Consider the following 11,533-nt stretch of genomic DNA (forward strand, 5'->3'; position numbering starts at 1 on the left):
GCCCGTCATTCGGGCAAAGCCGTGCCAATTCGACGCGGCGCACGGTCGGCACTCTCGTCCTTGAGCGCCACACCGGTGACCTCCCGCGCCAGCCCTTCGCGGACGAGCCAGGCAATCTTGTGGGCCGCCTCGTCATGGCTCAACCCAGCCTTGTGGATGTTCGACACGCAGTTGCGCCCGGCATCGGTCAGGCCGGGCCTTGGCGCGAAGGTCAGATAGGCCCCGAGGCTGTCGGGCGCCGACAGGCCCGGCCGCTCGCCGATCAGCATCAAAACCATGCGGGCGCCGATGATAGCCCCGATCTCGTCGCCGAGCGCAACTCGCGCGCCTGAGGCGACGACGACGTGGTCGATCGCGACAGCCTCGCCCGCGCCCAGCAGCGGCAGCAGGCTTTGCAGCAGCGCGACGGCATGGGCGTGGATCGCGGCGGCCGACAATCCATCGCCGATGACGATCGCAAGCTGGCACGGCGCTGTGATGCCATCCGCCAGCGCCGCAGCGGAAGCGGCATCGAGCTGCCGTCCGAGATCCGGCCGGCGCAGATAATCTGCGCGATCGGCGACCCGGCTCCTGACCTCGGCGACCGCAAGGCCGAGCGCCCTCACCCCGGCCGCCAGATGCGGCGCGTCGAAGACGGCATGCACGGCATCGCGGGCGCGGGCGTGGGCCAGCGTGAAATCGAGCAGCGGTTTTGTCGGCAGGCTCGCGCCGCTCCGCCCAAGCGCGACGCGCGCAGGCGTGAACGATTTCAAGTCGACGGTCGGGCGGGCCGGAACGGGCTTGTCGCTCATTCGGCGGGAACGGACGCTTCGCGCAGCCGGATCGAATAGTTCGAGGCGTTCTGCCTGCCGCTCGTGGCCGCGCGCGCGAAGGTGATGAGATGATGCGCGATCATGGTGCAGCCGATCAGGCCCTCCATGTCACCGCGCCGGAGCCGCCCCAGCGCGAATTTCCAGAACACGCGCCTGTAGTCGCCGAGCACGCCGACCTTCCAGAAGATGTTGCGCAGCATGACGAGGCCGCGCTTGATGTTCGGCCAGGTCTTCATCTCGTCCGGCACCGGCATCTTCAGGCGGTGCACATAGACGTTGTCACATTGATACTGGAAGCGTTCGTAAACCTTCTCGGGCTCGTAGGCCACGCTCATGGCGTGCTTCCAGGATGCGACGACCTCGTCGTAAGGCAGCAGGAAGTCGACGTTGGAATCGCGCCCCTCATCGTCGACCAGACGCCCTTCCTTTGCCAGTCGGTCCCACAGGGGCGTCTTCGGCAGCGCCTGAAGCAGGTTGATGGTGAGCAGCGGAATCCTGGACTCCTCGACGAAGGCCAGCAGCGCATCCGACGTGTTCGGCTTGTCGGTGTCGAGCCCCATGATGATGCCGGACACCACCTCCATGCCGTAGGAGTTGATGGTGCGCACGCCTTCGAGGATCGGGACCATCATGTTGTGGTCCTTGTGCATCGCCTTCAGCGCGTCCGGGTCCGGTGTCTCGATGCCGCAGAAGATCGTGATGAAGTAAGCCTCACGCATCTTCTTGAGAATCTCCGGCCGCTTGGCGATGTTGAGCGTCGCCTCGCAGGCAAGCCGCATCACATAGCCGGTCTTCTTCTGCCATTCGATCAGATGCGGCAGCAGATCCATCGCCGCCTTGCGGTTGCCGATGAAATTGTCGTCGACGAAGTAGACCGTGTCGGTCATGCCGCATTCGCGCAGGCGGTCGAGCTCGGCGATGATTTGTTCCGGCGCCTTGATACGCGGATTGCGGCCATAAAGGCCGGGGATGTCGCAGAACTCGCACTCATAGGGACAGCCGCTGGAATACTGGATGCTGCCGAGGAAGTAGCGCTTCACGTCGGCGAGCTCATAGGCCGGGATCGGAAACTCCGTCATCGGCACGCGGTCCTTGGTCGTGAGCACGACCTGCTGCTCGGGGCGCGAGGTGTCGCGCGACAGGATTTCGAGCAGCTGATTGGTGGCGTCGCCGAGCTCGCCGACATGGAGATAGTCGAACGACGGATAGTAGTCGGGGCACGCGCTGACCGAGGGGCCGCCGAGCGCAACCGGCAGGTCGAATTCATGGGCGCGGCGGCAGATGTCGTTCATCTGCTGGCGCTGGATGTGCATGCCGCTGACGAAGACGGCCTCCGCCCATTCAAACTCCTCCTTCGTGGTGCTGCGGAGATTCTCGTCGACGAATTTGACCTGCCACTCCTTCGGCAGATAGGCCGCGAGCAGCAGCAGACCCTGCGGCGGCATGAAGGCGCGGACGCCGTCGGTCAGCGGATAGGCGTGCTCGAAAGTTCCGAACGACGAGGTGTAACGCGGAAAGACACAGAGAATATGCCGGCTCGTTCCGTTGCTTTCAGCGCGCATCGAACTTCCCCCAACCACGTTCCAAGAACGGTACTGACGAGGTCTCCAGATACATAGCGTAACGCTGCGACCGGAATTCCTCAATATTGTGGCACCGAACTAATTCTTGAGACGCGCCAATGGTTTCCCCGGTTCACGCCGGCGGGCGGAAGTTTTTTAGCCGGTTTTCGCGCTACGCGATCAGGCGGGAGGCAAAATCGGGCAACAGGCCTGCGTCACCGGCAAGCCGGAAGTCGGCGCCGGCAATTCCGCTCCGAACCAGCCAGTCGTCGAACTCGGGCGCGCGGGCCGCACCGAAGACCTCGCGGACATAGAGCGCGTCGTGGAAGGAGGTGGACTGGTAGTTCAGCATGACGTCGTCGGCGCCGGGGACACCCATGATGAAAGTGACGCCGGCAGCGGCGAGCAGCGTCAGCAGATTGTCCATGTCGTCCTGGTCCGCCTCGGCATGGTTGGTGTAGCAGATGTCGATGCCGAGCGGCAGGCCGAGCAGCTTGCCGCAAAAATGGTCTTCCAGCCCCGCCCGGATGATCTCCTTGCCGTCGTAGAGATATTCCGGACCGATGAAGCCGACCACGCTGTTGACCAGCAATGGCGCGAACGCGCGGGCGACCGCATAGGCACGCGCCTCGCAGGTCTGCTGGTCGACGCCGTGATGCGCACCCGCCGACAGCGCCGAGCCCTGGCCGGTTTCAAAATACATGACGTTCTCGCCGACCGTCCCGCGCTTCTGCGACAGGCCGGCGTCGTGCGCCTCCTTCAGCAGAGCGAGGTCGATGCCGAAGCTGCGGTTGGCGGCCTCGGTGCCGGCGACCGACTGGAAGACGAGGTCGATGGGCACGCCCTGCCCGATCAGCGACAACGTCGTCGTGACATGGGTCAGCACGCATCCCTGCGTCGGGATTTTCAGCCGCGCGATGATCTCGTCCAGGAGCCGCAGCAATTGCGCGATCACGGCCGGATCGTCGCTCGCAGGATTGATGCCGATGCAGGCATCGCCGGCCCCGAGCAGCAGGCCGTCGAGGATCGAGGCGGTGATGCCCCTGGCATCGTCGAAGGGATGGTTCGGTTGAAGCCGCGTGCTCATCCGGCCCTTCAGGCCGATGGTATTGCGGAAGGCGGTCGTGACCCGGCATTTCCGCGCCGCCAGGATCAGGTCCTGGTTGCGCATCAGCTTCGAGACTGCGGCCGCCATCTCCGGCGTGATGCCGGTCGCGAGCTTGCGCAGGGACTCCGGCGTGGCGGCATCCGACAGCAGCCAGTCGCGGAAGGCTCCGACAGTCAGCGAGGCCACGGGCGCAAAGGCTTTGGCGTCATGGCTGTCGATGACGAGACGGGTGACCTCGTCGGCCTCATAGGGGATGACGGCTTCGTTCAGGAACTGACTTAAGGGAACGTCCGCCAGGGCCATTCGCGCGGCGATCATCTGCTCGGCGCTGCCAGCGGCAATGCCGGCCAGCCGGTCGCCGGAGCGCGGCGGCGCCGCCTTGGCGAGCAGGTCGCGCAGGTCGGGGAAGGTGTAGGTCGTGGCGTCGATGGCGTGGCGGTAGACCAAAGGCCCCTCCGGGATTCGTCGGCCAGTGACCGACTCCAAGCGATCTCGAGACTATACCTTCGTATCAAGACGCTGAAATATCTTACCTTTCCTTCGGCCAGGAACGAAGGGGGCCAACCGCCGCGTTAACGCCACGTCCATCTTCATTCTGCATAGTTTTGTATCAATTTCATTCGACCGCGCGCACCGGCCGCTCCCGGCCACTCGGGCCCTGAACACCATGCAAGTCAATCGATCTGGGAATACTGCCGGCCTGGCAGGCCGTTTCACGCTGGCCATCAAGCTCTATGCGATCTTCGCGCTGTTCGCCCTGCTGACGGCGGCGATCGCGATGCTGTCCGACTACAACAGTCGCCGCGGCGCCGAATTGACCAGCGCGATCGAGACGGCCAACGCGGCCGCGCTCAACGTCGAGCGCGTCAACTCGCTGGTCTATGCGGTCGTGATGGAGTCGCGCGGCATCTACATGTCGACCGAACCGGCCGTGGTGAAGAAATACGGCGACGGCCTGCTCAAGCTCAACAATCGGATCCTGGGCGTCGTGAAGGGCTGGGAGAGCATCGTCCAGGCTGACGACGCCGAGCAGTTCGCCACCTTCAAGAAGCGCATCGAGCAGTTCGTCGACTTCCGCAAGGAGCTGGTGCGCCGCGGCGTCGAGATCAATGCCGCCGCGGGGCGCGAATGGGGCGACAACGACGCCAACCGCGCCGTACGCTCGGCGCTGAACAAGGACCTCGAGGCGCTGTCCAAGGTCTATGCCGAGCGTGCAAGGCAGATCACGCGCGAAACCGAGACCAACCGCACCCTGTCCTTCGTGCTGACCTGCCTCGGCGGCGTGGCGCTGGCGCTGGTGGTGATCGGAATCATCATCATCGCCCGCTCGATCGCCCGGCCGCTCGCCGCGATCACCGCGACCATCAAGCAGGTCGCCGACGGCGCCGAAAACGTGGTGGTGCCGCACGCCGGCCGGGCCGACGAGATCGGCGCGCTCGCCCGCGCCATCGAAGTGTTCCAGGACGCGATGGGCCGCAACCGCAACCTCGCCTCGCAGGTCTCGCAGGATTCGGCCGCACGCGAAGAGCGCGCGCGCCACATCGAGCACTCCGTCGAGGCGTTTCGCGAAGCGATCGGCGCGATCATGCGGGGCCTCAGCGACAACGCCTCGGTCATGCGCGAAACCGCGCAGACCATCACCCGCGTCACCGCGGATGCGAGCGGGCGCGCCGGCATGGCGGCGAACGCCAGCGAGCAGGCCTCGCACAACGTCACCGCGGTCGCAGGCGCCGCCGAGGAGCTCTCGGCCTCCGTCGAGGAGATCGGCCGGCAGGTGCGGCAGAGCGCGGGCGCGGTCGAGCAGACCGGCCAGCGCACCGAAAAGTCGATCGCCGAGATCGAGAGCCTCGCCGCCGCCACGCAGCGCATCGACGGCGTGCTGACCCTCATTCAGACGATTGCCGAGCAGACCAATCTGCTTGCGCTCAACGCCACCATCGAGGCCGCCCGTGCCGGTGAGGCCGGCCGCGGCTTTGCCGTGGTCGCCCACGAAGTCAAGGCGCTCGCAGGCCAGACCGCGAAGGCGACCGCCGACATCAGCGAGAACGTCGCGATGATCCAGTCCTCCACCCGCAACGCGGTCGATGCCGTGCGCGAGATCGGCGGCGCGGTGCGCGAGATCAACGAGGTCACCTCGGCGATCGCAGGCGCCGTCGGCCAGCAGGACCAGGCGACGCGCGAGATCTCCTCCAATGCGCAGAGCGCAGCCCTGGGCAACGAGACGCTGGTCGCCAACATCACCTCGCTGCGCGATGCCATCGGCGAGACCGACACGGCGGCGACGTCCGTGCTGACGGCGGCGAGCAGCCTGACCGCGACCGCGGACACGCTCTCGCGCGAGGTGGAAAAGTTCTTCCAGGACCTGCGCGCGGACAGCCGCATCGCCAAGGCGGGATGACGGCCCGGCCGCCGCTGACAAGGCTCGGGCCGGGCGCGCTCGAACCGGAAACGCGAAAACAACCCCATGCACAGTAGGCGAGGCGAGCCTTTTCAGGGGCTCGCCCCGCGCATGGGAGCTTTACGGATTTTGCGAAATAAACTTGACCCGTCGGGCAAAACACCGGCATGATGTCACCATGACGATGGCGCGTTTTTCGCACCCTGCCCCGCCGGTCATTGGTCCTGATACGATCGATCGACCAATATCCTGACACGGCCGACGTCCTCGGCCTCGCGATAGCGACTGAGCTCCGCACGGAGCTCCGGATCAGCATTGGCCCAGGCCAGCCAATCGAACGGAAATGAACTCAGCAGATAGGTATCCACGAGGATGATGTTCGGGCGCCCCTTGCGTATGTCCTCCAGCAAATGCCGCCGCTCGAACTTGATGATGCCGTCCAGCCTGGCGCGCTCGGCGTCCGCCAGCTGCGAACTGCTCTCGCGCAGCATTGCGCCGCTCGCGAGCAGCTGCGCGCCGCAGGAGCTGCCGACCCAGGCGCCGCCGATTTGACGCACGAGCGGATGGCTCAGCCCGACATGGTCGGTGATCGTCAACAGCCGCGGATGCTTCACGAGCGCCTGGATACGCTCCGCCAGCGGCGGAAACCCGGGGGACGGCGAGGACAGATAGGCCGCGATCAGGACAATCGCCGCAGCGCCGCCAATCGCCACTGACTTCCGCAATGTGCGGGTGCTGACCTGCAGTAGCGGCGCCGCAATGGCGAATGTGCACAACCCGAAAGCCATATAGGGCCAGCTCTTGCCTTGAAGCAGCAAGGTCGCGGCTCCGCCAATCGACGCTGCGAGCCACGGAGTTGCATCGCCCGTGATCCTGAATTGCCGCGGAGCCAACAGGCGCAGGAACGCGATCGAAGCGCCGATCACGACGATCGGGAGAGGAAGCAGGCCGCCCAGCCCCTTCCTGATCGGCAGATACGCCTCGGCCACCATCGGCGCATAGAGGGAGAGATAGTCGGCAAAGACGGTCGCGACGATCGCGCCGTAGCCGATGACGACGATCGCGGCGCTGCACGCTTCGGGGGTCAGCAACGGCCTGAGCGAGCGCTGGCGGACGACACTGGCGATGATCGGAAGTCCGACCACCAGCGCAAAAAAGGGCTTGATGCTCATGGCCAGCCCCGCTCCAAGTCCCGCGACGACCGTCGTCCGCCCGGGACCGAGACCGCGCCAGCGCAGCGCCGTGACGGCGACGAACGGGGTCAACGCCGCGACCGCGATGTGTTCCCGCTGTCCGAATACGGCGCCGGGGAGAAGCGCGAGCAGGAATGCGAACGACCACAGGAAGAGAGTTCTCTCTTCCATTCCCAACTCGGCTGCGACGTTTGCGCGGTCGACCACAATGAGCGCGACGACGATCTCGATGACCACCAGAATGATCACGACCAATTCGGGTGCAACACCGATGGACCGCGCAAGCCACGCTGCCGGCATGTACATGTAGACCGACAGCGGCGGATTCAACTCGAACAGATCAATCCCGAGCTTTCGGCCGTCGAGGATCTTTTCGTCCAGGGTGAGCAGGCAGGCCAGATCCGCGTTGAGGACGAGCGGAATCTGGACGAGCGCGGCCGCCAGGACAATCGCAGCTGCGACCATCCATTGCCGCTTCATGTCGAAATTGCTTGCTGGCGTCCCCAGAGTCCCGGCTCCTCTTTGCGGCGCGGTTCAAAACCGTGCGGCGGGACGTACGGTCGTGCGGATGTCGATCCCAGCAGATGGCGATCGCCACCATTCTCAACCCGGAGCCGTTACTATTGTCCTACGATGCCTGAAGGCGGTGCCATCGCCAGTGGGTCGAGGTGCGGGTGGGATAGGATTGCCCAGCCGGCCTGCCAACGCGATCCGACTATCGGATCGGCGAACCTGCCCGGTCCCAAATATCCACCGGCGAAATCACGTGCTAGCCTGTTTGGAAACGCCAGGCCCTATGAGGCCGCGGCAGACGATGGTGAAAGCGCGGCTCGATGAGCAAGACCAATCGCGTGTTGTTTCTCTGCACCGGCAATTATTATCGAAGCCGCTACGCCGAAGAGATATTCAACCATCACGTCAGGCTCGAGGGATTGGGTTGGAGTGCCTTCTCGCGGGCCGTCGCTGACAAACTCTCGCCTGAAAATATAGGGCCGATCTCGCCATACGCGCTGATTGCCCTGCAAGCGAAAGGCATCGCGCCTGATGGCGCGGAGCGTGATCCGATGCTCTGCACGCTCGGCGACTTTGCCGATGCCGAACTCGTGGTCGCGCTGAAGGACGCCGAGCATCGCCCCATGATCGAGCGCCGCTTTGCCGGCGTCGCCGATCGTGTCGAATATTGGGACGTCGACGATATCGAGGACCTCGATCCACCAACGGCGCTCGGCAGGATCGACGATCTCGTCGGGTTGCTGATCGGGAGCCTGCAAAGCCGCAAGCCGTAGCGCAAACATGGGCGCTTGAAAGTGCCTCGACAACGAAAAGCCCCGGCACGTGGACCGAGGCTTGCGATCCAGCCCGCGTACATCCGGCGAACCAATCGTCGAAGCAGAGACTAACTGCGAATCTTGAACAGATGATGACGGAGTTCGCCGCCGACAAAATGTCGCGCCCAGCGGAACTCCATCACTCCGTCGCGTCGCAATGGATCGATCTCAAAGCCAACGACCTCAGAGCATCATGGAGACGATGGCGATCAAGCCGATCGCCGTCAGCCCCCACACCAGCGAATGCAAAGCCCACGGTCGCATTGTTGCACCCCGTACGCATGTTCCTGCCAACGACAGGAAACGCCCGGCCGCGATGCGTCACTTGAGATAGATCAATGGCCGAAGATGAGCGCGGAGACGGCAGCCACGGTGAACGCACCGGCCGCAACGACGACGACACGTATGATCAACTCGTTGCCCATGCTCAAGAAGCTAGCTTAGGACAGGCAGCAAGTCTGTGCAGTTTGTGCCAAAATGGCAATTGGGGACATCGCGGGAACGAGGTTTTCGTGCGCCGCCACGACTAGACTTGGTGAGCGAGGACGCCAGCCTATTTTGGCAGGCACTCCACGTTATAGGCGATGATGATCTGACTGGGGTCGGCCTTCCCCAGGCTCTTCAGATCCTCGAGACCGCTCTTCAGCCTGGCACCCGCCTGGCCCAAGCTCGCCTCCAGCGCCGACTTCGCCGCCTTGCACCGCTCTTCGTTGGTGAATTCCTGGAACACCACGGTCGGCAGCAGACGCCATTCCGCCCTATCATTTGTTGCGGCGGGACTGACCGAGTAGGAGAACACGTACATCAGGACCCACATGATGGGCTCCGGAACGATGCGAACGGGAGAGCGCATCGCGCCATCCCGCGCTGTCGCCTCGTTGATCCAGATCAACGAATGTTCAGCCAACCGGCCCCGGCGTCCAATCGTGGCCGGCCAGCGGCCTGACGGTGACGTCGGGAATGACGCCCAGCTCCATGCTCGGATCGAAATGGCGCATGGTCCGCTCGTTGAGATCGATGATGCGGCCGGGCCTGAGCGGCCCCACGTCATTGATCTTGACGATGACCTTCTTGCCGACGGCCTCGACGAGCGCAAATTTCGGTGGCGCCCCGAATTGGACTCCGCCAAATTTCTGCCGCAGGCTCGTCTTGATGGCGGCTGTCCAGACATCGGGATCATAGCGCTCGCCGGAGGCTGTCTTCGGGCCGCCCTCCTCCTTGCCGGGCTTGAACGGATTGTAGGTGGATGCTGCGCCAACGATCGCATCGCCACAGGCGGCATCGACGACGGCGCTTGAATGATCCCCACTTGTTTCACTACGGGCAACTGTCACAGATACGACAAGCGCAACCAGGGCGCCGCAAATTGCGGCGCTCGTGCGGAACACCATCAGATCTCCTTTGATTTTTCGTGCGGTTCCTGATGCCGCAGACCTTGGCCAAGCGAACGCGTCGGCGTTTTTGAACTTGTGCCAGTCTCTTGCGAACTCGCGCTGGGCGCGGAACCGTTGCGAGAACCTGAGTGGCCCCGCGTGCTTTCGTTGTCGCTGTCTAAGACAGAGAATGAGTCAGCAACATGACCCGTGGATTCACGGGTCTAGGTCCCCGGATTCCTACGCGTTCAGCGATGAGGCCATTGTCCAATGTTCGCGTAAGCCGCAATGGCGCGGAACCTCAGGAGATGTGCATGCGATTGTCCTGCAACGGGAGGCTCTAGCCTCCGATCACGCCACCGCGCTTGATCAGCTCCTTGCCGACGGCGGCGAGATGCACCTGGTCGGGGCCGTCGCCGATGCGGATGAAGCGGGCATAAACATAGGCGCGCGCGAGGAACGTGTCCTGCGAGACGCCGGCCGCGCCGTGGATCTGGATGGCGCGATCGATGACGCGGGCGGCCATGCTGGGCACCACAATCTTGGCCGCGGCGATCAGATCGCGCGCGGCCTTGTTGCCCTCGCGGTCCATCTTGTCGGCGGCCTGCAGCGTGAGCAGGCGCGCCTGCGCGATCTCGCAGAAGGAATGCGCGATGTCCTCACGCACCGAGCCCTGCTCGGCGAGCGGCTTGCCGAAGGCGACGCGCGAGACCGAACGCCGGCACATCAATTCCAGCGCGCGCTGGGCGCAGCCGATCAGCCGCATGCAATGATGGATGCGGCCGGGACCGAGCCGGCCTTGCGCGATCTCGAAACCGCGGCCTTCGCCGAGCAGGATGTTCTCCGCGGGCACGCGGACGTTCTCGTAGACGATCTCGGGATGGCCGACCGGCGCGTCGTCGTAGCCGTAGGTGAGCATGTCCCTGATGATGCGGACACCGGGCGTGTTTCGCGGCACCAGAATCATCGATTGCTGGCGATGGTGATCGGGATCGTCAGGGGCGGTCTTGCCCATCACGATCAGGATCTCGCAATCCTCGTTCATCGCGCCAGAGGTAAACCATTTGCGACCGTTGACGACGTAATCGTCGCCGTCGCGCGTGATGGCGCACTGGATGTTGGTGGCGTCGCTGGAGGCGACCTGCGGCTCGGTCATAGAGAAGCCGGAGCGGATGCGTCCCTCCAGCAGCGGCTTCAGCCAGCGCTCCTGCTGCGCCTTGGTGCCGTAGTTCGCCAGCACCTCCATGTTGCCGACATCGGGAGCGGAGCAATTGAAAACCTCCGGCGCCCAGAGGATGCGGCCCATGATCTCCTTGACAGGCGCGTATTCGAGATTGGTCAGGCCCGGGCCATGTTCGCCTGACAGGAACAGGTTCCAGAGCCCCTGCTCCCGCGCCAGCCGCTTCAGATCCTGCAGCACAGGCGGCGTCTTGTAGCGCGTGGCTTCCGGCTTTACTTGCTCGTAGTAGAGCTCCTCGACGGGCTCGACCTGATCCCGCATGAACTGGCGCACGCGGTCCTGCAATTCCAGCGAACGGGCGGAGTGTTGAAAGTTCATTGTGTCCTCCTCTTCCCTTCTCCCCTTGTGGGAGAAGGTGGCGCGAAGCGCCGGATGAGGGGTTCTGTCCGCGCACTCAAGCGCGAATTTCTCTCGCGGAGAAATCCCCCTCACCCGGCTGCGCTTCGCGCATCCACCCTCTCCCGCAAGGGGAGAGGGTGCAGTGGTCCTAACCGGCTACATGGGTAACAGAATAGACCG

9 protein-coding genes are annotated in these 11,533 nt (G+C 64.3%); 2 read left to right on the forward strand and 7 right to left on the reverse strand.

Annotated elements, in window-relative coordinates; genetic code table 11:
* Positions 1 to 5: 5 nt before the first annotated feature.
* From eutC to QY049_RS08735, 3 genes are all read right to left on the reverse strand, one after another.
* Complete coding sequence (gene eutC, locus QY049_RS08725; protein WP_258762477.1) at positions 6 to 791, reverse strand: ethanolamine ammonia-lyase subunit EutC; 786 nt, start codon at positions 789 to 791, stop codon at positions 6 to 8.
* Positions 788 to 2,374, reverse strand: a complete 1,587-nt coding sequence (locus QY049_RS08730) for a B12-binding domain-containing radical SAM protein (protein ID WP_194476876.1) — start codon at positions 2,372 to 2,374, stop codon at positions 788 to 790. The genes eutC and QY049_RS08730 overlap by 4 nt, the downstream gene beginning before the upstream one ends.
* A 172-nt stretch (positions 2,375 to 2,546) precedes the next feature.
* The gene (locus QY049_RS08735) at positions 2,547 to 3,929 is read right to left on the reverse strand and encodes an ethanolamine ammonia-lyase subunit EutB (RefSeq protein WP_258762478.1); all 1,383 of its coding nucleotides are present in this window, start codon (positions 3,927 to 3,929) and stop codon (positions 2,547 to 2,549) included.
* A gap of 220 nt (positions 3,930 to 4,149) precedes the next feature.
* Here QY049_RS08735 and QY049_RS08740 point away from each other — a divergent pair, with 220 nt between their 5' ends.
* Positions 4,150 to 5,880, forward strand: a complete 1,731-nt coding sequence (locus QY049_RS08740) for a methyl-accepting chemotaxis protein (RefSeq protein ID WP_194476878.1) — start codon at positions 4,150 to 4,152, stop codon at positions 5,878 to 5,880.
* A gap of 215 nt (positions 5,881 to 6,095) precedes the next feature.
* On the opposite strand, the gene QY049_RS08745 is transcribed toward QY049_RS08740, so the two are convergent.
* Positions 6,096 to 7,553 (reverse strand): hypothetical protein, encoded by a 1,458-nt coding sequence (locus QY049_RS08745; RefSeq protein WP_258762479.1) that lies wholly within the window; start codon positions 7,551 to 7,553, stop codon positions 6,096 to 6,098.
* Between the two features lie 353 nt (positions 7,554 to 7,906).
* Here QY049_RS08745 and QY049_RS08750 point away from each other — a divergent pair, with 353 nt between their 5' ends.
* On the forward strand, positions 7,907 to 8,359 hold the full coding sequence (locus tag QY049_RS08750; protein ID WP_258762480.1) for a low molecular weight phosphatase family protein: 453 nt from the start codon (positions 7,907 to 7,909) through the stop codon (positions 8,357 to 8,359).
* 595 nt (positions 8,360 to 8,954) lie between these two features.
* On the opposite strand, the gene QY049_RS08755 is transcribed toward QY049_RS08750, so the two are convergent.
* The 3 genes from QY049_RS08755 to QY049_RS08765 form a co-directional block, all read right to left on the reverse strand.
* Positions 8,955 to 9,254 carry a hypothetical protein gene (locus tag QY049_RS08755; RefSeq protein WP_258762481.1) on the reverse strand — a complete coding sequence of 100 codons (300 nt, stop codon included), beginning with the start codon at positions 9,252 to 9,254 and terminating at the stop codon, positions 8,955 to 8,957.
* A gap of 46 nt (positions 9,255 to 9,300) precedes the next feature.
* A complete protein-coding gene (locus QY049_RS08760; protein WP_258762482.1) occupies positions 9,301 to 9,792 on the reverse strand; it encodes a septal ring lytic transglycosylase RlpA family protein in 492 nt (163 codons plus the stop codon).
* A gap of 322 nt (positions 9,793 to 10,114) precedes the next feature.
* Positions 10,115 to 11,332, reverse strand: coding sequence for an acyl-CoA dehydrogenase family protein (locus tag QY049_RS08765; protein WP_258762483.1), 1,218 nt, complete (start codon positions 11,330 to 11,332; stop codon positions 10,115 to 10,117).
* Between the last annotated feature and the right edge of the window lie 201 nt (positions 11,333 to 11,533).

It is taken from the genome of Bradyrhizobium sp. WYCCWR 13022 (assembly GCF_030435535.1).
Taxonomy (GTDB): Bacteria; Pseudomonadota; Alphaproteobacteria; order Rhizobiales; family Xanthobacteraceae; genus Bradyrhizobium.